This window comes from Haemophilus sp. C1 (assembly GCF_001276515.1).
GTDB lineage: Bacteria > Pseudomonadota > Gammaproteobacteria > Enterobacterales > Pasteurellaceae > Haemophilus.
This window is the reverse complement of the sequence record NZ_LDVZ01000002.1, coordinates 86,897-107,749: the sequence shown is the minus strand read 5'-3', so window position 1 is coordinate 107,749 and position 20,853 is coordinate 86,897. Positions and strand designations below refer to the sequence as shown.

At 39.3% G+C, this 20,853-nt stretch carries 23 protein-coding genes; 12 read left to right on the top strand and 11 right to left on the bottom strand.

The features are described from left to right. Window positions 1-1,575 carry a murein biosynthesis integral membrane protein MurJ gene (gene murJ / locus ABW51_RS01480; protein WP_053465268.1) on the bottom strand — a complete coding sequence of 525 codons (1,575 nt, stop codon included), beginning with the start codon at window positions 1,573-1,575 and terminating at the stop codon, window positions 1-3. A 266-nt stretch (window positions 1,576-1,841) separates the two neighbouring features. Between murJ and rpsT the strand changes: the two genes are divergently transcribed. After that, window positions 1,842-2,105 (top strand): 30S ribosomal protein S20, encoded by a 264-nt coding sequence (rpsT, locus tag ABW51_RS01475; RefSeq protein ID WP_005548279.1) that lies wholly within the window; start codon window positions 1,842-1,844, stop codon window positions 2,103-2,105. A gap of 71 nt (window positions 2,106-2,176) precedes the next feature. Here rpsT and ABW51_RS01470 read toward each other — a convergent pair whose 3' ends face one another. Next, entirely contained in the window at window positions 2,177-2,743 is a 567-nt protein-coding gene (locus ABW51_RS01470; protein WP_032803330.1) for a DUF5358 domain-containing protein, read from the bottom strand. A gap of 144 nt (window positions 2,744-2,887) precedes the next feature. Here ABW51_RS01470 and menB point away from each other — a divergent pair, with 144 nt between their 5' ends. The 11 genes from menB (at window position 2,888) to fis (ending at window position 12,697) form a co-directional block, all read left to right on the top strand. Further along, a complete protein-coding gene (menB, locus tag ABW51_RS01465) occupies window positions 2,888-3,745 on the top strand; it encodes a 1,4-dihydroxy-2-naphthoyl-CoA synthase (RefSeq protein WP_005630980.1) in 858 nt (285 codons plus the stop codon). Between the two features lie 68 nt (window positions 3,746-3,813). Next, entirely contained in the window at window positions 3,814-4,803 is a 990-nt protein-coding gene (menC, locus tag ABW51_RS01460; protein WP_053465267.1) for an o-succinylbenzoate synthase, read from the top strand. Between the two features lie 56 nt (window positions 4,804-4,859). Then, entirely contained in the window at window positions 4,860-5,309 is a 450-nt protein-coding gene (gene aroQ / locus ABW51_RS01455; RefSeq protein ID WP_053465266.1) for a type II 3-dehydroquinate dehydratase, read from the top strand. Window positions 5,310-5,461: 152 nt separating this feature from the next. Further along, window positions 5,462-5,929: an acetyl-CoA carboxylase biotin carboxyl carrier protein gene (gene accB / locus ABW51_RS01450; RefSeq protein WP_053465265.1), complete on the top strand. Its 468-nt coding sequence runs from the start codon at window positions 5,462-5,464 to the stop codon at window positions 5,927-5,929. A 177-nt stretch (window positions 5,930-6,106) separates the two neighbouring features. Further along, window positions 6,107-7,453, top strand: coding sequence for an acetyl-CoA carboxylase biotin carboxylase subunit (gene accC, locus ABW51_RS01445; protein WP_053465264.1), 1,347 nt, complete (start codon window positions 6,107-6,109; stop codon window positions 7,451-7,453). 201 nt (window positions 7,454-7,654) lie between these two features. Continuing rightward, the gene (locus ABW51_RS01440; RefSeq protein ID WP_053465263.1) at window positions 7,655-7,912 is read left to right on the top strand and encodes a YhdT family protein; all 258 of its coding nucleotides are present in this window, start codon (window positions 7,655-7,657) and stop codon (window positions 7,910-7,912) included. Continuing rightward, entirely contained in the window at window positions 7,909-9,363 is a 1,455-nt protein-coding gene (panF, locus tag ABW51_RS01435; RefSeq protein ID WP_053465262.1) for a sodium/pantothenate symporter, read from the top strand. The genes ABW51_RS01440 and panF overlap by 4 nt, the downstream gene beginning before the upstream one ends. Window positions 9,364-9,482: 119 nt before the next feature. Next, window positions 9,483-10,355, top strand: coding sequence for a DMT family transporter (locus tag ABW51_RS01430; RefSeq protein ID WP_053465261.1), 873 nt, complete (start codon window positions 9,483-9,485; stop codon window positions 10,353-10,355). Between the two features lie 34 nt (window positions 10,356-10,389). Beyond that, window positions 10,390-11,277 carry a 50S ribosomal protein L11 methyltransferase gene (prmA, locus tag ABW51_RS01425; protein WP_046949863.1) on the top strand — a complete coding sequence of 296 codons (888 nt, stop codon included), beginning with the start codon at window positions 10,390-10,392 and terminating at the stop codon, window positions 11,275-11,277. Between the two features lie 146 nt (window positions 11,278-11,423). After that, entirely contained in the window at window positions 11,424-12,404 is a 981-nt protein-coding gene (gene dusB / locus ABW51_RS01420) for a tRNA dihydrouridine synthase DusB (RefSeq protein ID WP_053465260.1), read from the top strand. Further along, the gene (fis, locus tag ABW51_RS01415) at window positions 12,398-12,697 is read left to right on the top strand and encodes a DNA-binding transcriptional regulator Fis (protein WP_046939964.1); all 300 of its coding nucleotides are present in this window, start codon (window positions 12,398-12,400) and stop codon (window positions 12,695-12,697) included. Before dusB ends, fis begins: the two co-directional genes overlap by 7 nt. A 119-nt stretch (window positions 12,698-12,816) precedes the next feature. On the opposite strand, the gene glmS is transcribed toward fis, so the two are convergent. From glmS to ABW51_RS01370, 9 genes are all read right to left on the bottom strand, one after another. Continuing rightward, window positions 12,817-14,649, bottom strand: coding sequence for a glutamine--fructose-6-phosphate transaminase (isomerizing) (gene glmS / locus ABW51_RS01410; protein WP_053465259.1), 1,833 nt, complete (start codon window positions 14,647-14,649; stop codon window positions 12,817-12,819). A gap of 55 nt (window positions 14,650-14,704) precedes the next feature. Continuing rightward, a complete protein-coding gene (locus ABW51_RS01405; protein ID WP_053465258.1) occupies window positions 14,705-15,478 on the bottom strand; it encodes a DeoR/GlpR family DNA-binding transcription regulator in 774 nt (257 codons plus the stop codon). 127 nt (window positions 15,479-15,605) lie between these two features. Beyond that, a complete protein-coding gene (locus tag ABW51_RS01400; protein WP_053465257.1) occupies window positions 15,606-15,878 on the bottom strand; it encodes an HU family DNA-binding protein in 273 nt (90 codons plus the stop codon). 137 nt (window positions 15,879-16,015) lie between these two features. After that, window positions 16,016-16,606, bottom strand: a complete 591-nt coding sequence (locus ABW51_RS01395) for a YjaG family protein (protein WP_053465256.1) — start codon at window positions 16,604-16,606, stop codon at window positions 16,016-16,018. Between the two features lie 31 nt (window positions 16,607-16,637). Further along, window positions 16,638-17,426, bottom strand: coding sequence for an NAD(+) diphosphatase (gene nudC / locus ABW51_RS01390; protein ID WP_053465255.1), 789 nt, complete (start codon window positions 17,424-17,426; stop codon window positions 16,638-16,640). A gap of 68 nt (window positions 17,427-17,494) precedes the next feature. Then, a complete protein-coding gene (gene nfuA, locus ABW51_RS01385; protein ID WP_046939969.1) occupies window positions 17,495-18,091 on the bottom strand; it encodes a Fe-S biogenesis protein NfuA in 597 nt (198 codons plus the stop codon). A gap of 75 nt (window positions 18,092-18,166) precedes the next feature. Next, window positions 18,167-18,853, bottom strand: a complete 687-nt coding sequence (locus tag ABW51_RS01380; protein ID WP_053465254.1) for a ComF family protein — start codon at window positions 18,851-18,853, stop codon at window positions 18,167-18,169. Between the two features lie 202 nt (window positions 18,854-19,055). Then, on the bottom strand, window positions 19,056-19,511 hold the full coding sequence (gene tnpA, locus ABW51_RS01375; RefSeq protein ID WP_053465253.1) for an IS200/IS605 family transposase: 456 nt from the start codon (window positions 19,509-19,511) through the stop codon (window positions 19,056-19,058). Further along, complete coding sequence (locus ABW51_RS01370; RefSeq protein WP_053465252.1) at window positions 19,508-20,851, bottom strand: type IV pilus secretin PilQ family protein; 1,344 nt, start codon at window positions 20,849-20,851, stop codon at window positions 19,508-19,510. The genes tnpA and ABW51_RS01370 overlap by 4 nt, the downstream gene beginning before the upstream one ends. Between the last annotated feature and the right edge of the window lie 2 nt (window positions 20,852-20,853).

The window sequence follows — 20,853 nt, the reverse complement described above, 5'->3', positions numbered from 1 at the left end:
TTAGTTTTTTGTCAGCAAATGGTGCTTTTGAACGCCTAATAAAATCAACGTTGCACCATAAACTATTGCGGCTAATACAATCAACCAAACAAGCCAATAAACACGCATGAAGAAATCCATTTTCGCCCATTGGTTGATTTCAGGCACGTAATACCAAACTGCCGCACCCATTGCGATTGCTGCCAATAAAACTTTTCCAAAAAAGACCGCACTTTTACGTGAGAAATGGTACACATCCGCTTTAGCTAAGCCACGATAGAGTAAGTAGGCGTTAAGGGTTGCCGACATTGCTGAAGCAATTGCTAATCCTACATAGCTGAAAGGAATCGCCAATAAGTTAAAGCCCATATTACTCACCATGGCAATAATGCCGATTTTCACTGGCGTTTTGGTATCTTGTCGAGCGTAATAGCCATTGGCGAGGATTTTAATCAACATAAAGCTAAGCAAACCCGCATTAAAGGCCCATAAAGAATAAGAGGCGGCATAAACATCATTTAGCATGAAATTTCCACGCATAAAGAGCGTAAGTAACATTGGCTGAGCCAATACCGCAATACCAATGGCAGTAGGAACGCCAAGTAATAAAATCATTCTCACGCCCCAATCCATTGTATTACGAAAATCAACCGAACTTTTATCTGAATCGCCTTCACGATTGACGTGGTGACGAGCAAGTGTTGGCAAAATTACGGTAGAAATAGCAATGCCAAATAAACCGAGAGGAAATTCCAGTAAACGGTCGGAGTAATACAACCAGCTAATAGAGCCCGTCATTAAGAAACTCGCAATCACTGTATCCAGCAAAAGATTAATTTGACTTACCGATACACCAAATAAAGCAGGGATCATTAATTTACGAATTTTGGTTACGCCTTCATCTCGCCAAGCCCATTTGGGTTTAACCAGTAAACCGGCTTGTTTCATAAATGGAATTTGGAATAAGAACTGTAATAATCCGCCAAGAAAAATCCCGATAGCCAGTGCAAGATCTGGATTGTCCATTTGTGGTGCAAGGAAAAGTGCGGTGGCAATCATCGCTATATTTAATAACACGGGTGAAAAGGACATCACGCCGAATTTCCCAATCGTATTAAGCACAGCTCCAGAAAGCGCGACAAAAGTGACAAACCATAAATAAGGAAAAGTTATTTTAAGGAGAAGAGAGGCTTGTTCAAATTTATGCGCATCAGGGCCATCATTTATCCAATCGGTGAACCAGCCCATCCCAAATAAAGCGGCAATGACAGGCGATCCAACCATCGCGAGGATCGTAACAATACTGACCAATCCCCCAAGGGTACCAGAAACTTTTCCAATAAATTCACGGGTTTTATTAATATCACCAGATTTTTGATATTCTGCGAGAACAGGTACAAAAGCCTGAGAAAAAGCCCCTTCAGCAAATAAACGACGAAGAAAATTTGGAATACGATTAGCAAATAAAAAAACGTCTGCTGCGGCACCAGCACCAATAAGATGAGCGATAACCACATCGCGCACAAGACCTAACACTCTTGATAATAAAGTCATAGAACTAACAACAATGCTAGATTTTAAAAGTCGTTTACTCAAAATATTCTTCTCTACCCTAAAATTTTTGCCTAATTGTATAGAAATTTTGTTTTTACGCTATATTCCGTGAAAAAAAACTGATAAAATCCGCCGCACATCGTTTGTGTGAGCCCATATTGAAAGAGCTTGTAAAAATAACGATACTTACTTTCGGTTGTGTCTCACCGAAATCAACACAAATTTTCCATTGACAAAAGTATAAAAAATCGGCATATTGACGCCCTTTATTTTGTCTATCAATCAACAGAAATTTTAGGAGTTTGACCTTGGCTAATATCAAGTCAGCAAAAAAACGCGCGGTTCAATCTGAAAAACGCCGCCAACACAACGCAAGCCAACGCTCTATGATGCGTACTTACATCAAAAAAGTATATGCTCAAGTAGCAGCAGGTGAAAAAGCAGCAGCTGAAGCAGCATTCGTTGAAATGCAAAAAGTTGTTGACCGTATGGCTTCTAAAGGCTTAATCCACGCTAACAAAGCAGCAAACCACAAATCTAAATTAGCTGCACAAATCAAAAAATTAGCGTAATTTTTAGCTAGAAAGAATAAAAAATAAAACCGCACTTTAAAGTGCGGTTTTTTATTTCATTGAATTTCAGACTAAAGCAACAACATCGATCCCCATTTGATAATATCAAAGAAGAATTTATTTTCATTCGTCGCGATACCATCTTGATTTTTTGGTGTGCCATCTTCATTTTTCTGCACTTCCACCATACCATTTTTATATTGACCTTTCACGACAGCCAAATCATCGCGCGCTTCATTACGTAATTTTAAACACGCCTGTTCAGTTAAAGGCTCAACATTGCCTACTTCGGTACGAAATTTTTTAAACTGATAGCTTGCGTAATTCATCGATTTTTCATCACCTTGAATAATCTTCACATATTGCTCGCCAATAATTTTTTCCAACGGATAGAAAAAGACATATTGTGAGTGAATATAGCTATCTTCTTTAGAAAAATGCTGTTGCAAAATCCGAGTTAAATTTGGGTAAACGCATTGTTCTGCTTGCTTACTTGCAATCGCCCATTGTTTTGCATCTTGATCGGAAAGTTGGTAATCCGCCCCCGCAAATTCACCTGGGATTGCGGATTGTGAGCTACCAAACATTGAGCAGCCAGACAGCAATACTGCCACACCTAAGGTTGCGATTAATTTCACATTTGATCCTTATAAAAGAGAGAATACGCAAAATTCTAGCAATATCTTCACGACAGATAAAGTAGCAAATGAATTTAGTTTTCCTGATCTGAAAAACTTCCGCTATAATGACCGCACTTTTTTACGTTAATTAAAGGAATTCTCATGCAAAATCCAAAAGATGATGTGTTATATGCGCCTGTTGAATGGGTCGACCATAGTGAAGGCTATAGCGACATTCGCTATCATAAATCCACTGATGGTATTGCCAAAATCACGATTAACCGCCCAGAAGTTCGTAATGCGTTCCGTCCACAAACAGTGAAAGAAATGATCACCGCATTTTCTGATGCTCGTTTCGATGAAAATATTGGTGTTATCGTATTAACTGGCGAAGGCGAAAAAGCATTCTGTTCTGGTGGAGACCAAAAAGTGCGTGGCGATTACGGCGGTTACAAAGATGACAGCGGCGTACATCACTTAAATGTATTAGATTTCCAACGCGATATTCGTTCTTGTCCAAAACCAGTTGTAGCAATGGTGGCAGGTTATGCAATTGGTGGCGGTCACGTACTTCATATGCTTTGTGATTTAACGATTGCTGCTGAAAATGCTATTTTCGGTCAAACTGGGCCAAAGGTCGGTTCATTCGATGGTGGTTGGGGCGCAAGCTATATGGCTCGTTTAGTGGGTCAGAAAAAAGCGCGTGAAATTTGGTTCTTATGCCGTCAATATAATGCACAAGAAGCATTAGACATGGGTTTAGTCAATACTGTTGTGCCTTACGCTGATCTTGAAAAAGAAACCGTGCGTTGGTGTCGTGAAATGTTACGCAATAGCCCAATCGCGATTCGTTGTTTGAAAGCGGCATTAAATGCTGACTGTGATGGCCAAGCAGGTCTTCAAGAATTAGCGGGTAACGCAACAATGTTGTTCTACATGACTGAAGAGGGTCAAGAAGGTCGCAATGCGTTTAACGAAAAACGCGCCCCAGACTTCAGTAAATTCAGACGTAACCCTTAAATTATCGTTCTAAAGTGCGGTTAAAAATCTTCATGAATTTTGACCGCACTTTTGTATTGGGAGCAAGCATGGCTGAAAAATCATTTAATCTTTACCGTTATTCCATCCCCGTTGATAGCCAACTTATTCTGCGTGATCGTTTTTTAAAACGCCGTGAAGGCTTAATCGTAAGAGTGAGTTGCAGCAGAGACGGCTGGGGAGAAATCGCCCCGCTACCTGGTTTTAGCGAAGAAACCCTAGACCAAGCTCAAGAACAAGCAATTGAATGGCTAACGACATGGTGCAATGCAAGCTGTGACGCACCTCGCGTCCCATTAGATGGCACCTATCCCTCCGTTGCTTTTGGTATCAGTTGCTCAATGGATGAAATGAAAGGTTATTTACAAGCTGAAGGCAATTATCATACGGCACCACTTTGTTATGGCGATCCAGATGAACTGTACGCTAAACTTGCGAGCATTAAAGGCGAAAAAGTGGCAAAGATGAAAGTGGGAATATACGAAGCCAATCGCGATGGATTAATTGCCGATATGTTTTTAGAAGCCATTCCCGATTTACAATTACGACTAGATGCAAACCGTCATTGGTCGTTAGAAAAAGCGTTACAATTTGCCGCTAAAGTCAAACAGCAACATAGAAAACGTATTCAATTTTTAGAAGAACCTTGTAAAACTCAAGAACTCAGTCGTGAATTTGCAGCTCAAACCGACATCGCAATTGCATGGGATGAATCCGTGCGAGAGCCTAATTTTTGCCTAGAAAAAGAACCGCACTTATCGGCTGTCGTAATCAAACCCACTTTAATTGGTTCAATCCAACGTTGTGCTGAGCTCATTAATCAAGCACATTCGTTAGGTCTAAAAGCGGTTATTAGTTCAAGTATCGAAAGCAGTTTAGGGCTTTCTCAACTTGCGCGAATCGCACAACAATACACCCCGAATGTAACGCCAGGCTTAGACACGTTAGAGTTGATGGAATATCAAGTACTACGTGCTTGGCCTGCTTCTAATTTACCTATTGTGGATTTAGAATCTGAATTTATCACTAAAATTATCTGATTCGACCACCAAAAATCGAAAAACCAGTATAATGCACCACACAAAAAGGATTAAAAATGTCGCAAACACACAGAATTTTGCTGTTAAATGGCCCGAACTTAAATATGTTAGGGGCTCGCGAGCCAAAACATTATGGCAGTATTTCTCTTGCATCCATTGAAGAGAAAATACAAACATTAGCCACTCAGCACAATGTAAAAGTGGAATGTTTTCAAACCAATAGTGAAGAAAAATTAATTAATAAGATCCACGAAAGTTTTCATCAAGTCGATTTTATTTTAATCAATCCTGCGGCTTATACCCATACCAGTGTAGCATTGCGCGATGCACTTTTAGCCGTTTCAATTCCTTTTGTGGAGATTCATTTATCCAACGTGCATAAACGTGAACCATTTCGTCATCATTCTTATTTTAGCGATGTGGCTGAAGGTGTTATTTGCGGTTTGGGTGCAAAAGGTTACGAGTTTGCCTTTTTATTTGCTATCGATTACCTTACTAAAAAATAAGAAAATCGAGCATTTTTGGCGAAATTCACAGAATTTTATCGCAAATTTCCAAAATTTAAGGTAATCTTTGCAACACAAAAACAAGTTTATTCATAACCGCACTTTTTCGTTTAAAAGTGCGGTTAAAATTTCAATCTTTTTAGGAAGAACGTATGGACATTCGTAAAATCAAAAAATTAATCGAATTAGTAGAAGAATCTGGCATTACTGAATTAGAAGTGCAAGAAGAAGAAGGTACAGTACGTATTAGCCGTGCAGCGCCAGCAGTTGCTCCAGCAGCAGTTCAATACGCTGCAGCACCAGTAGTAGCACCAACTCCATCGGCTGCGCCAGCTCAAGCACCAGCAGCTGCGGCACCAGCACCAGCTGCATCTGATGAATTATCAGGCCATCTCGTACGTTCACCAATGGTAGGAACGTTCTATCGCAGTCCAAGCCCAGAAGCAAAAGCATTTGTTGAAGTAGGTCAGTCTGTGAAAGTTGGCGACGCGCTTTGTATCGTTGAAGCAATGAAAATGATGAACCGCATTGAAGCAGACAAAGCTGGCGTAGTAAAAGCAATTCTTATCAACGACGGTGACGCTGTTGAATTCGACGAACCATTAATCGTTATAGAATAATTTCCAATATTTTCGTCGGGCGGACTTTAGTCCGCCTATTTCATATACAAACAATTAGAGCGAATTTATCGTAGGCAATATAAATTGAAATCTGTTCACGCCAAATTTGAGTAGGGAGAACAATATTTCAAAAACCTACATAAAAATTCACGTCTATCTGACTAAACGGACTCTTTTATGTTAGAAAAAGTTGTGATTGCTAACCGCGGTGAAATTGCACTACGCATTTTACGTGCTTGTAAAGAATTAGGTATTAAAACAGTGGCGGTTCACTCCACCGCTGATCGTGATTTAAAACACGTTTTACTCGCTGATGAAACCGTTTGTATCGGTCCAGCACCTTCCGCAAAAAGTTATTTAAATATTCCAGCTATCATTGCTGCCGCCGAAGTAACAGGCGCAGATGCAATTCACCCAGGATACGGGTTTTTATCTGAAAATGCTGACTTTGCTGAACAAGTTGAACGTTCAGGTTTCACTTTCATCGGCCCTACTGCAGATGTCATCCGTTTAATGGGCGATAAAGTTTCAGCTATTAAAGCAATGAAAAAAGCAGGCGTGCCTTGCGTACCGGGTTCTGATGGCCCTGTAGGTAATGATATTGCTAAAAATAAAGAAATCGCCAAACGTATTGGCTATCCAATCATCATCAAAGCATCAGGCGGTGGTGGCGGCCGAGGTATGCGTGTTGTTCGTGGCGAAGACGCATTAGAAGAATCTATTGCGATGACCAAAGCAGAAGCGAAAGCTGCATTCAATAATGATATGGTCTATATGGAAAAATACTTAGAAAATCCACGTCACGTGGAAATTCAAGTGTTATCAGATACTCACGGTAATGCAGTTTATTTGGCTGAACGTGACTGCTCAATGCAGCGTCGTCATCAAAAAGTTGTGGAAGAAGCACCAGCTCCAGGTATTACAGAAGAAGTTCGCCGCGATATCGGCTCTCGCTGTGCAAAAGCTTGTGTAGAAATCGGCTATCGCGGAGCAGGTACGTTTGAATTCTTATATGAAAATGGCGAATTCTATTTCATTGAAATGAATACTCGTATTCAAGTGGAACACCCTGTAACTGAAATGATTACAGGTGTAGATTTAGTGAAAGAGCAATTACGCATTGCAGCAGGCTTGCCAATTTCCTTTAAACAAGAAGACATCAAAGTTAAAGGCCATGCAATGGAATGCCGCATTAACGCAGAAGATCCAAAAACATTCTTACCGTCTCCGGGTAAAGTAAATCACTTACATTCACCTGGCGGTTTGGGTGTTCGTTGGGATTCTCATGTTTATGGTGGCTATACGGTACCTCCACATTACGACTCTATGATCGCAAAACTTATCACTTATGGTGATACACGTGAAGTTGCAATCCGTCGTATGCAAAATGCATTATCTGAAACAATTATTGATGGTATCAAGACCAATATCCCACTTCATGAATTAATTCTTGAAGATGAAAATTTCCAAAAAGGTGGAACAAACATCCACTATTTGGAGAAAAAATTAGGTATGCATGAATAATTAAATTTTAAATGGCTAACAGATGTTAGCCATTTTCACATGTTCCTAAAACTTATTTAATAATAAACACTAGAATCAGCAAAACATTTTGAATTATTCAAAAAAGTTGTAAGATTAGCAAACACAAGGGGCGTATGAAATATACGCCCCTTATACCATTCAAAAATATACTTTCACTTATAAAAATTTTAAGGAAGAAACATGACATTAAAACAACGTTATCAACAAGCTGCCAAGGAGGCTAGTTGGGCATTAGGCCTATCTATTTTATATGTTATAGGTTGGTGCTTATGTGCTTATTTGCCTAAAGAAACTCAAGGGCCGATTGGTTTTCCCCTCTGGTTCGAACTCTCTTGTATTTACTTACCAATTTTATTCATCGTGATTGGTTATTGGATTGTCAAAATTATTTATCAGGATATTTCTCTTGAAATTAACGATCAGGAGAATCAAAAATGAATCTCGGCATTATTCTTCCCTTAATTATTTATCTGACTTTTGTTTTTGGCGCGGCAATTTTCGCTTATGTAAAACGTACAAAAGGCGATTTCCTAACGGAATATTATGTAGGTAACCGCTCCATGACTGGTTTTGTTCTAGCAATGACAACCGCATCAACTTATGCCAGTGCAAGTTCTTTTGTCGGAGGGCCTGGTGCAGCTTATAAATACGGATTAAGCTGGGTATTACTGGCGATGATTCAAGTGCCAGCCGTATGGCTTGCATTAGGTGCATTAGGTAAAAAATTCGCACTATTATCAAGAGAAACCAATGCATTAACGATTAACGATCTTTTCCTTTATCGTTATAAAAACAAATATTTAGTCTGGTTATCAAGCCTTGCCCTTCTTCTCGCATTTTTTGCAGCCATGACTGTGCAATTTATTGGCGGTGCACGTTTATTAGAAACAACCATCGGCATTTCTTATACTCAAGCATTGCTCTTATTTGCTTTAACGGTAGGTATCTATACATTTATCGGGGGATTCCGTGCTGTCGTACTCACGGATACCATTCAAGGTACCGTCATGATTTTAGGTACCATTATTCTCCTTGTAGGAACCATTTATGCGCTCGGTGGTGTAGAAAGTGCGGTTCATAAATTAACAGAAATCGATCCTGCGTTAGTCACGCCTTACGGGCCAAATGGAATGTTAGATTTTCAATTTATGGCTTCCTTCTGGGTGCTCGTCTGTTTCGGTGTCGTAGGGCTTCCACATACTGCTGTTCGATGCATGGCATTTAAAGACAGCAAAGCCTTACATAGAGGAATGCTGATTGGAACAATTGTTCTTTCCATCATTATGTTTGGTATGCACTTAGCCGGTGCACTTGGTCGTGCAGTTATTCCAAATTTAACGGTATCGGATCAAGTGATTCCAACTTTAATGCTAAAAGTATTACCACCTATTATTGCCGGTATTTTCTTAGCCGCACCAATGTCAGCAATTATGTCCACAATTGATGCGCAACTTATTCAATCTTCTTCTATTTTTGTAAAAGATTTATACCTTTCTACAAAACCAGAATCCGCAAAAAATGAGAAAAAAGTGAGTTATTTTTCATCAATTATCACGCTGATTTTGACCGCACTTTTAATCTTTGCCGCCCTCAATCCACCAGATATGATTATTTGGTTAAATCTATTTGCTTTTGGCGGGTTGGAATCCGCATTCTTATGGGTGATTGTGCTAGGTATTTATTGGGATAAAGCAAATGCTTATGGTGCGTTAAGCTCAATGATTGTCGGCTTGGGAAGTTATATCTTGCTCACTCAACTTGGCCTAAAATTATTTAACTTCCATCAAATTGTACCGTCATTAGTATTTGGATTGATTGCATTTTTAGTGGGTAATAAATTGGGCGAACGCCGTATCAATAAAACTCAATTAAAAGTTACCGCACTTTAAGCATTAATCAATATGCTGTCACCTTCTTCTAAATGAGAGGAAGGTGATATTTAATTTTCTCACTTTCAGCAATTTCTACGCTAAAACATAGAATTGGAACAATTCACAGGAATACATCAATGCTCTATCAGATTCTCGCGCTACTTATTTGGAGCAGTTCATTAATCGTCGGTAAGCTTACTTATTCAATGATGGATCCTGTGCTTGTTGTGCAAGTGCGGTTAATTATTGCAATGATTATTGTCATGCCACTCTTTTTACGTCGTTGGAAAAAAATTGATAAACCCATGCGTAAACAGCTTTGGTGGTTGGCATTCTTTAACTACACCGCCGTATTTTTATTGCAATTCATCGGGCTAAAATATACCTCTGCGTCCAGTGCAGTCACCATGATTGGGCTAGAACCGCTGCTCGTTGTATTTGTCGGTCATTTCTTCTTTAAAGACAAAGCAAAATGGTTTCACTGGCTACTCGGCGCAATGGCATTTATTGGCGTGGCGATTTTAATCAATGGTGGAAAAAATAATGAAGGCATTGATAACATCAGTTTATTCGGCTGTTTATTAGTGCTAAGTGCCGGGATCATTTTCGCTGCCGTATTACGTTGGACACAGCGAGTTGTAGCCAAAATCTCAACGCAAGCTTATACCTCCGTCAGCATTGTACTTGGGACCATCACAACATTGCCATTTACGCTATTACTCACAGAAAACTGGCAAATATCATTAAATTCTACGGGTATTGCAGGTTTATTATATCTTGCCATTGGCTGTAGCTGGCTTGCCTATTGGTTATGGAATAAAGGCCTTAATAGTGTGGATGCCAATATCTCCGGTATTTTAGTCGCACTTGAGCCGTTATTCGGCATCTTATTTGCCGTATCATTACTTGGTGAAACACTGTCATTTTCAGCCGCACTTGGTATAACAATCATCATGCTTGCCACTCTTGGCTCGACTTTACTGCCGAAACTTTTGAAAAAATCGGTATAATACGCCCCATTTTATGAAATAAAGGAAAAAACAAATGGCTTGGATTCAAATTCGCCTAAATAGCACCAATGAAAAAGCAGAACAAATAAGTGATTTTTTAGAAGAAATCGGCTCCGTTTCTGTGACTTTTATGGATAGTCAAGACACCCCGATTTTTGAGCCTTTGCCTGGTGAAACTCGTTTATGGGGCAACACCGATGTTATTGCGTTATTTGATGCAGAAACAGATATGGCAGAAATAGTCCGCTTATTAAAAGAAGCGAAACACTTAGATAGCAATACGGCATACAAAATTGAACAAATAGAAGATAAAGACTGGGAGCGCGAGTGGATGGATAACTTCCACCCAATGCAATTTGGTAAGCGTTTATGGATTTGTCCAAGTTGGCGTGATGTGCCTGATGAAAATGCCGTCAATGTGATGCTCGACCCAGGTTTAGCGTTTGGTACAGGCACGCATCCTACAACCGCACTATGTTTAGAATGGCTAGATGGCCTAGATTTAAAAGATAAAACCGTCATTGATTTTGGTTGTGGTTCAGGCATTTTAGCTATTGCCGCATTAAAACTTGGTGCGAAAAGTGCGGTGGGAATTGATATCGATCCACAAGCGATTCTAGCCAGTCGCAATAATGCCGAACAAAATGGCGTTGCAGATCGCCTACAGCTGTTCTTATCTGATGAAAAACCCTCTGATTTAAAAGCTGATGTCGTGGTGGCAAATATTCTTGCTGGCCCTCTCAAAGAACTTTACCCCATCATTAGCCAACTTGTTAAACCTAATGGCGACCTTGGTTTATCGGGCATTTTAGAAACTCAAGCTCAATCGGTATGTGATGCCTATACGCAAACATTTGCGTTAGAGCCAGTCGCAGTCAGAGAAGAATGGTGCCGAATTACGGGTAAGCTAAAAACGCTTTAATTTCTTTTTGTCAATCAAAAAAAGTGTATTTTTTAAACAAATTTCACTTTGCAAAGTAAGGCAAAATGCGTATTATAGCCAGCCTTGTCGGTCGTCGACCAGTTCGACACTTATTAGATTTAGACTTGCTAGGAAGGTAACGTAAAATGCGAATCGGTTCATACCAATTAAAAAATCGTGTTTTACTTGCACCAATGGCAGGCATTACCGACCAGCCTTTCCGTCGTCTTTGTGCATATTATGGTGCTGGACTCACATTTTCAGAAATGATGTCCACAAATCCGCAAGTTTGGCATACCGAAAAATCCAAATTGCGTTTGGCACATAGCGAAGATTTAGGTCTTAATGCCGTGCAAATTGCAGGTAGTGATCCACTCAAGATGGCGCAAGCTGCTGCTATCAACGTGGAATATGGCGCTCAAATCATTGACATTAATATGGGATGCCCCGCCAAAAAAGTAAATCGCAAACTCGCAGGCTCTGCGTTGTTGCAATTTCCAGATTTGGTGGAAAAAATCTTGCGAGAAGTAGTGTCCGCCGTCAATGTGCCAGTGACCTTAAAAATTCGCACAGGCTGGGATAAATCTAATCGAAACTGCGTTCAAATCGGCAAAATTGCAGAACAATGTGGCATACAAGCATTAACGGTGCATGGTCGTACACGCGCTTGTCTTTTTGAAGGCGAAGCTGAATATGACAATATCAAAGCCGTTAAACAAGCGATTGCCATACCGGTTATAGCCAATGGTGATATTGATTCTACTCGGAAAGCAAAATTCGTTCTCGATTATACCGGAGCGGATGCCATTATGATCGGTCGTGCTGCGTTAGGTAACCCTTGGTTATTTCAAGCAGTGGAAAGCCTAATTGAGTATGATTCGGTAAGCCAAATGCCAAGTTTAAACGAAAAGTGCGGTCAAATTTTGCGTCATATTCAAGAATTACATCAATTCTATGGCGAACAAAAAGGCTATCGCATTGCGCGTAAACACGTGGCTTGGTATTTACAGGGAATTCAACCTGATTCCGTTTTTAAACAGACTTTTAATGCAATTAGTGATCCGAAAGAGCAACTCATTGTATTGGAAGATTTTTTCAATTTAATTTTGGATAAAGAAAAATGTTAGAACAACAACGTAGTCCTGCTGAAGCCTTAACGGTATCAGTATTAAATGCGCAATCACAAGTGACCAACAAACCATTACGCGATTCAGTAAAACAAGCATTGCGTAATTATTTAGCACAATTAGATGGTCAAGATGTGAATGATCTTTACGAATTAGTATTAGCGGAAGTTGAACACCCGATGTTAGATATGATTATGCAATACACTCGCGGTAACCAAACTCGCGCAGCCAATATGCTTGGTATCAATCGTGGTACATTACGTAAAAAACTAAAAAAATACGGTATGGGCTAAGTTATACGTTTTTTTAGATCAGAAAAGGGAGAACATTTTAATGTTCGCCCTTTTCATTCAATCAGATAAAGCACAAGCTATAACCTGTGCTTTAAATTTATTTTAAAATCAACCGCGCTTTATTCTACGGTGACGGATTTCGCTAAGTTACGAGGTTGATCTACATCAGTACCTTTAATTAAAGCCACATGATAAGAAAGCAACTGCATTGGGATGGTATAAAAAATCGGTGCAACGATATCATTGACTTTCGGCATCGTGATGATTTTCATTCCCTCACTTGGTGTAAAGCCTGCTTCTTTATCGGCAAATACGCATAATTGACCGCCACGAGCACGAACCTCTTCAATGTTCGATTTTACTTTCTCTAATAATTCATTATTTGGCGCCACAACAATTACTGGCATATCGGCATCAATCAACGCTAATGGACCATGTTTCAATTCTCCGGCTGCGTACGCTTCAGCATGAATATAAGAAATCTCTTTCAATTTCAAAGAGGCCTCTACGGCAATTGGGTAAAATGCACCACGACCTAAGAAAAGCGCATGATGTTTTTCAGCAAAATCCTCAGCCAATGCTTCAATTTCTGTATCGAATGCTAATGCTTTTTCAATTTCAGCAGGTAAAGATTGCATTGCTTTGATAATCTCATGCTCTTTTTCTGCAGAAATATGACCTTTAACTTTACCAAGTGCCGTCACCAACATTAATAACGCAGCAAGCTGTGTCGTAAATGCTTTTGTTGATGCCACCCCAACTTCAACACCGGCACGCGTCATAAATGCAAGATCTGATTCGCGTACTAGCGAAGATCCAGCAACATTACAAATTGTTAATGCCGCCATGTAGCCCTTTTCTTTCGCTAAACGAAGCGCCGCCAAAGTATCGGCTGTTTCGCCAGATTGAGAAAGGGTAATCAATAAGCTATTTGGGCGTGTAACAAATTTGCGATAACGAAACTCTGATGCAATTTCAACATCACAGCTCACGCCAGCCAAAGATTCAAACCAATAACGCGCCACCATACCTGCATTATAAGATGTTCCACAAGCAACAATTTGAATATGCTCAACTTTTTCTAAAATGTCTTTTGCGCCATTACCGATTGAATCGACAATCACATTTTCATGATTGATACGCCCTTCCATTGTATTGATAAGTGCGGTTGGCTGTTCGTAAATTTCTTTCTGCATAAAATGACGGAATTTACCTTTCTCTGCCGCGTCATTTTCAAGATTAGATTCGTGAATTTCACGCTCAACTTTATTGCCGTAAGTATCATAAATATCAACTGTACGACGTGTAATTTCTGCAATATCCCCTTCTTCTAAAAAGATAAAACGGCGGGTAACACTTAAAAGCGCAAGTTGATCTGAAGCTAAGAAATTTTCACCAATACCTAAACCAATCACAAGCGGACTACCAGAACGAGCCGCAACTAAATGCTCAGGATGACGACTATCCATTACCACCATACCGTATGCGCCCGTGAGTTGTTTTACTGCTTTTTTCACAGCGTCTAAAAGTGAATCCGTGCTACGCATTTCCCATTCGACGAGGTGAGCAATCACTTCAGTATCGGTTTGCGATAAAAAGACATAACCACGAGATTTTAATAATTCTCGAAGTTCTTCATGATTTTCAATAATACCATTATGTACTACGGCAAAAGTGCCTGACGCATGGGGATGAGCATTGGTTTCTGAAGGTTCACCATGAGTCGCCCAACGCGTATGCGCAATCCCTGTACCACCAATCAATGGTTTCTCCGATACTGCCTCATCTAATGCTTTAACTTTACCTAAGCAGCGCACGCGTTGTAATTCATGATGTTCATTTACCACTGCAACGCCTGCAGAATCATAACCACGATATTCCAAACGATGTAAACCATTAATTAAGATTTCTGCTACATCACGTTGCGCTACCGCGCCGACAATACCACACATAAGCTTTCCTTATTGTTAATTAAAGAAAAAATACATCTACTTTTTTAACCGCACTTTATACGCAAATGACTTCTACGCCATGAGCTAAAATGGCTTGTTTATCTTGTTCTGACAATCCTGTATCAGTAATAAGCACATCAATTTGTTGCCAAGTTAATTCTAAATTTGGCATTTTTCGACCAATTTTCTGAGATTCCACCATGACAACAACTTCACGAGAAACTTCCGCCATCACCTGGCTTAATCCTACAAGTTCATTAAAAGTCGTAGAACCTCGCGCTAGATCAATGCCATCGGCACCAATAAAAAGTTGGTCAAAATCGTAAGAACGTAGCACCTGTTCAGCTACTTTTCCTTGAAACGATTCTGAACGAGTATCCCAAGTTCCACCAGTCATCAGCAACGTTGGCTCATTTTCTAATGCTCTCAATTCTGTTGCCACCGAAAGCGAGTTCGTCATGACCACTAAGCCTTGTTTTAAATTAAGTTGTTTAATCAAAGCCGCCGTAGTACTACCGCTATCTACGATAATACGATTATGATCACGAATACGTTCAGCGGCGGCCTTCGCTATGACAAACTTTCGTTTCGTAAATTCATCATTTTCGTTTTCATCCATAATTTCTTTTGGCATTAAAATTGCGCCGCCGTATTTACGCAATAAAAAACCATTTGTTTCTAGCGCACTTAAGTCTTTACGAATAGTCACTTCAGATATATCAAAAAGCTGCACTAGCTGTTCTACACTCACCTCACCTTGTTCTTGCAAAAGTTGCATAATAGTATGGCGACGTTGTTTAGTATTACGAGGCTGGCTATTTTTTTTCATAAAGCTATCCTTAAATGCAATAAGTTTTGGTTCGAAAGTTTATGTAAACAATATTGTTTTGTAAAGTAAATTTTAGGTAACAAAAAACCCTGCTCATTGGCAGGGTTTAAAATCATTCAAATATTAATTATTTGATTGCATCTTTTAACGCTTTACCAGATACAAATGCTGGCACTTTAGATGCTGCGATTTGGATTTCAGCACCAGTTTGAGGGTTACGACCAGTACGTGCAGCACGCTCATTTACTTTAAATGTACCGAAACCGATTAATTGTACAGGTTCACCTTTTTTGAGGCTTGCAGTAATCGCTTCTAAAGTAGCTTCTAACGCAGCTTTAGCTTGTTTTTTGTTTAATTCTGCAGCACTTGCAATTGCGTCAATTAAATCTGTTTTGTTCATAAATTTGTACCTTCTGTTAAATAAAAATTTGACTCTTCAAAATATGCCTGCGGGCTAACCACAAAAGCTGTGCAAAGGATAATCTAACTTACGATGAATTAAAAGCAAGATTTTTAAAAATTGTGACAAATCTCACGTTATTGATGAAATTCTATACCAATATTAGAGATTCCCTCGGCTCGGATCTCATTTTTTAAATCTAAAATTAATTCAATATCACGTTTTTCACATTCTTTAAGTAAACGATAAATCTGCCATTGCACATCAAGTTCAGCTTGAATATCTTCACTTTCTTTAAGTTCACTTTCCGACCAATCTCGCCCCGTTTCAGTTTCCAATAAACTCGTTACCGTTCCTAAAGAAATTAAACTCATTTCCACCGCTCTTTCTAATGTTTCACCAGCGATAATAGCATGTAAAATTTCAGCTAAAGCCTGACATGCATCTAATGCAGGTACAACACCAAAACTCTCATAATCATTCACATCAGGAATAATCGTTTCTAATTTTTCCAACTGATTTTCAAAGTTGATCTTGGCATCTTTAACCGTTAAATATTCCCACACCAAATTGAGAATATTTTGATACGTTTTGACTTCAGCGCTAAGCTCGTTCATTTGACAGAACAATTTAAAATTTGGTGCCATACGTTCACATAAAGCAGCCATAAAAGTAAGATGTTGCCAACTTTCTAAGTTTTCTAAGCGTTTATGAATCGGATTTCGCATCTTATTTCCTTAATTTGCAAGAGTTGGAATGTCATTTATTTTCCGCTTTACAAAGTTCAAGCGTCGCATGAATTAATTTGCGAGCGATAGTACCTGTTGGCGGTAATTCTGGCAAGGGTTGATCATAAGAAAACCACTGTGCATCATGAATTTCACTTTCCTGCAAAGTAATTTCACCGCTCTCATAATCAGCAAGAAAACCGACCATTTGAGAATTCGGAAATGCCCAAGGCTGGCTACCAAAATAACGAATATTTTTTATCAAAATCCCTGTTTCCTCAAAAACCTCTCTCCGCACCGTTTGTTCAAATGTTTCACCAACCTCTACAAAACCTGCAAGAGTGGTATACATTCCTCCGTTCGGGTGATAATGACGCTTGTGATTAGCAAGCAATATTTCTTTGCCACGTCGAACCGCAACAATAATGGATGGGCAAATCACAGGATAAGTTCGATACCCGCAGTGAGTACATTGCACGGCAAGTTCATCTTGAGTTTGTTGTGTTTTATGACCGCACTTTCCACAGAATTTATGGGTTTTCAGAAAATGATTAATTTCCACACCACGACTTAATATATGGAATTCATCCTCTGGCAGTGAAAGTAATCTACGCAAACTTACATATTCTCGTTCATCACTTTGTTGCTCAGCCACAAGCCACAACGGATGATTTTTCCATTCACCGATTTGCATTGCCTGCAATTCTTCGATTCCAAGGGTTTTAGCCGTACCACAAGGCAACTCATTATTCAGCAAATAAAGATTCGAACCTTGAGTAAACAACCAATAACCAAAATCATCCGGATTAAGTGTTTTCATTTTTTACTCCATAAAAATAACCGCACTTTCAAAAGTGCGGTTATTATAAGTCTTCTTTTTACAACTCACTAATAATAAGAGTGCTCTCCACGCTGATGCTCAGTTACATCTTTTGCACCTTTTAATTCATTCGGGAATAGGCTAATAAGTTGTTTTTCTACGCCATCTTTTAACGTAACATCCACCATTGAGCAACCATTACAGCCACCACCGAATTGTAATATTGCGTAACCATCTTCAGTAATTTCAATTAAGGTGATACGTCCACCATGACTTGCAAGCTGTGGATTAATTTGAGTTTGAATCACATATTCAACACGTTCAATTAATGGCGCATCATCAGCCACCTTACGCATTTTGGCATTCGGTGCTTTTAAGGTAAGTTGTGCACCAAGTTCTTCGGTAACATAATCAATTTCTGCTTCTTCTAAGAAAGGCAGGCTGACCTCATCAATAAATGCAGAAAAAGTGTCATATTTCATTTCAACATCACTTTCTTCTACGGCATTCGGTGGGCAATAAGATACGCCACATTCTGCGTTAGGTGTGCCTGGATTAACCACGAAAATACGAATATTCGTTCCTTCTTCTTGCGTGTCTAAAAGTTTTCTAAAATGCGCTTGTGCAGCATCAGAAATAGCGATTTGCTGGGTTGCTTGTTCCATAATTATGTCCTAAATACTTGATAGAAAGTATCAGGAATAATACGCTCATCGCGCTTTTTTTTCCAGTGCTTTATATTAAGCCCGCGCCAGCCCCCAGACTTGGATCTCCTCTACACCTAATTTTCGCAACAATTTTGAGATTTCATTGAGCGTAGAACCGGTAGTAATTACATCATCCACCAGCGCGACACGACGATAAGGAAATCCATTTTTCGAAACAGCAAGAGAAAAGGCATTTTTTAAATTCTGACGACGATCTTTTGCACTCAAACCACGTTGAGTATGAGTGTGTCTCATGCGTTTTACGATATTGTTCAAATTAGGAATATCCAGCCAACGACTTAATTGCCGAGATAATAAATCTGCCTGATTATAACCCCGTCGCCACTGACGAAAATGATATAAAGGCACTGGAATGATTGCTTCTGGCAATTTAAGTTGATGCGTTCGTTTAGCATCACGCACCGCAAGATATAAAAGCCGAGCCAAAGTGCGGTCAACCCAAAATTGATTTTGAAATTTAAAACGGTGAATCAATATCGAAAGAGGTTCAATATAATGCCCAATAATGACTATCTTATCCCAACTAGGTTCCTGTTTAAGACAATTACCACAATGCTGCGCATAATATTGCAATTCCGCACCACAATGACCGCAATAAGGAAAAGATTTAATTTGTTTTTGGCAACCCGAACATAGCCCATTTTTTGCGATATGAAGATTGCCACGACAGTGGATACAGCGAAAATTGAAGAAATTCATTTGATCCTTATTAGTGATTACTGCAACTTAGGGTAGATTTAGTAACCTAAGGTAGGTATACCCTAGGCTAATCACAATGCTACCCCGCTGGGGTAGATGTAATCGTTCCCCAAAGGGGAACTACGATTACTATCACTAACCGTGGGTATACTTACCCACGGCTTACAAATCTAGAGTAGGCATAAGCGTTCCCCAAAAACCACTAAACATTTTCCTCAAACCATTCTACGTTAAAATCTATTCCTTCACGTTGAAATAGGCTCTTCATTTCATCATTGAAATGGGTTTCTTTGTGATGATGTTTTTGATTCTTAATATAATTAATAAGTTGATATTTATCCCTGTCGCTATAAGTTAATGCGCAATATCCTACTGACCAAGCCGTAAATTCTGGAAATAATGATTTATTTTCATCTAAAAAACAGTGTGTCGATTTTTTTAATTTACGAACAAATTCAGCCACTGAAATCGTTTGGTGTAATTCAACAAATAAATGTAGATGATCTGGCATACCATTAATTCGATGAAGTATAGAATGGTGTGATTTAACAAATCCCCAAATGTAATCATAGAGAATTTTCTCATTTTCTTCATTAATGGCATAAACACTGTCTTTTGTCCTAAAAACAATGTGATAAAACAAACGGCAGTAACTCATTGTAACTTTTTCTCCGCACTTTTTTCTTTCAACGCCTCTAACGTTTCTCCTGCTTTTAAAATATGCGGTGTCACGAAAATCACGAGCTCACGTTTTTGATGTCGTTCACTTTCTTTACTAAACAATCGTTTAATGCCAGGTATATCGCCAAGTAATGGCACTTTATCTTTGCTTTTCGTGATCGTATCGTGGAACACACCACCAAGCACAATGGTTTCCCCATCTTTGGCAAAAACCTGAGTATTAATTTCTTGCTTATCAATAGATACCACCTCGTTTTGTCCATAAGCGACACGAGAACCTGGTGAGTTTTGGCTCACTAATAAATCAAGCAAAATATTGTTATCTTTAGAAATATGTGGCGTCACTTCCAAACCAAGTACTGCCTCACGAAATTCCACAGATTGTGTATCGTTACGAGTATTGCTCACAACATAAGGAATTTCTGTCCCCTGTTTAATGCTCGCACTTTTCTTATTGGTAGTGAGTAAGCGAGGACTTGCGATAATTTCTACATTATTTTCACGCTCCAAAGCGCTCAATTCTAAATCGAGCAATCGCCCATTAATTTTCGCGACTTGTAATGCTATCGATCCAGCAGGTGTCGTCGTTGTCGCAAAATTCACATTAAGATTATCCGTAATATTTTCAAAGCCATTGCCGGCTAAGCTACCCGCTACACGCCCCGTATTTTCCGCTGGATTAAAAATTCCCCAGCGAACTCCAAGTTCTTTCAAACTCTCATCGGTTATCGTCACAATTCGCGCTTCAATAGCGATCTGCTCAATAGGTTTATCCATTTCAGCAATTAGTTTTTTAATATTTTGCACAGAACGAGGATCATCCTGAATCACGAGCAAATTACTACGATCATCAAAGGTAATGCTCCCAGCAGGAGAAAGCAAAGAACCGCTCCCTGTGGTTAAGGATTTCATTAATTCAGAGGCTTTAGCAAAATGGAGTTTTACTGTATGGCTCACTAAGTGCGGTTCATTTGTAGTAAGATTTCCTGCAATTTGACCTTTTCCTGATTGCCCACCGTTCAGATAATAAATACCGTCGTCTTTATTCAAAGTAAGATGCTTACTTTTTGCGATTATTTGTAGCAAACGTGGCATATCAATATTATCTAATTTCAAAGAAATATTGCCTTCTAGCGTCTCATCCATCACTAAATTGACATCATGTTGAAAAGCTAATTGCTCCAGAGTTTGCTCTACAGGCGCTTGCGATAAACGAATAAAAAAATGTTCGTTATCAGTTTTGGGATTAGCAAAAACGATTAATGGCAACCCAAAACACATTAAAAAACAACCGCACTTTAAAAGATATTTCTTCATAA

Bases quoted from the DNA above. Each gene is read 5' to 3' on its own strand.
- menB (WP_005630980.1), top strand. From the start codon at position 2,888: ATGCAAAATCCAAAAGATGATGTGTTATATGCGCCTGTTGAATGGGTC.
- menC (WP_053465267.1), top strand. From the start codon at position 3,814: ATGGCTGAAAAATCATTTAATCTTTACCGTTATTCCATCCCCGTTGAT.
- aroQ (WP_053465266.1), top strand. From the start codon at position 4,860: ATGTCGCAAACACACAGAATTTTGCTGTTAAATGGCCCGAACTTAAAT.
- accB (WP_053465265.1), top strand. From the start codon at position 5,462: ATGGACATTCGTAAAATCAAAAAATTAATCGAATTAGTAGAAGAATCT.
- accC (WP_053465264.1), top strand. From the start codon at position 6,107: ATGTTAGAAAAAGTTGTGATTGCTAACCGCGGTGAAATTGCACTACGC.
- ABW51_RS01440 (WP_053465263.1), top strand. From the start codon at position 7,655: ATGACATTAAAACAACGTTATCAACAAGCTGCCAAGGAGGCTAGTTGG.
- panF (WP_053465262.1), top strand. From the start codon at position 7,909: ATGAATCTCGGCATTATTCTTCCCTTAATTATTTATCTGACTTTTGTT.
- ABW51_RS01430 (WP_053465261.1), top strand. From the start codon at position 9,483: ATGCTCTATCAGATTCTCGCGCTACTTATTTGGAGCAGTTCATTAATC.
- prmA (WP_046949863.1), top strand. From the start codon at position 10,390: ATGGCTTGGATTCAAATTCGCCTAAATAGCACCAATGAAAAAGCAGAA.
- dusB (WP_053465260.1), top strand. From the start codon at position 11,424: ATGCGAATCGGTTCATACCAATTAAAAAATCGTGTTTTACTTGCACCA.
- fis (WP_046939964.1), top strand. From the start codon at position 12,398: ATGTTAGAACAACAACGTAGTCCTGCTGAAGCCTTAACGGTATCAGTA.
- glmS (WP_053465259.1), bottom strand. From the start codon at position 14,649: ATGTGTGGTATTGTCGGCGCGGTAGCGCAACGTGATGTAGCAGAAATC.
- ABW51_RS01405 (WP_053465258.1), bottom strand. From the start codon at position 15,478: ATGAAAAAAAATAGCCAGCCTCGTAATACTAAACAACGTCGCCATACT.
- ABW51_RS01400 (WP_053465257.1), bottom strand. From the start codon at position 15,878: ATGAACAAAACAGATTTAATTGACGCAATTGCAAGTGCTGCAGAATTA.
- ABW51_RS01395 (WP_053465256.1), bottom strand. From the start codon at position 16,606: ATGCGAAATCCGATTCATAAACGCTTAGAAAACTTAGAAAGTTGGCAA.
- nudC (WP_053465255.1), bottom strand. From the start codon at position 17,426: ATGAAAACACTTAATCCGGATGATTTTGGTTATTGGTTGTTTACTCAA.
- nfuA (WP_046939969.1), bottom strand. From the start codon at position 18,091: ATGGAACAAGCAACCCAGCAAATCGCTATTTCTGATGCTGCACAAGCG.
- ABW51_RS01380 (WP_053465254.1), bottom strand. From the start codon at position 18,853: ATGAATTTCTTCAATTTTCGCTGTATCCACTGTCGTGGCAATCTTCAT.
- tnpA (WP_053465253.1), bottom strand. From the start codon at position 19,511: ATGAGTTACTGCCGTTTGTTTTATCACATTGTTTTTAGGACAAAAGAC.
- ABW51_RS01370 (WP_053465252.1), bottom strand. From the start codon at position 20,851: ATGAAGAAATATCTTTTAAAGTGCGGTTGTTTTTTAATGTGTTTTGGG.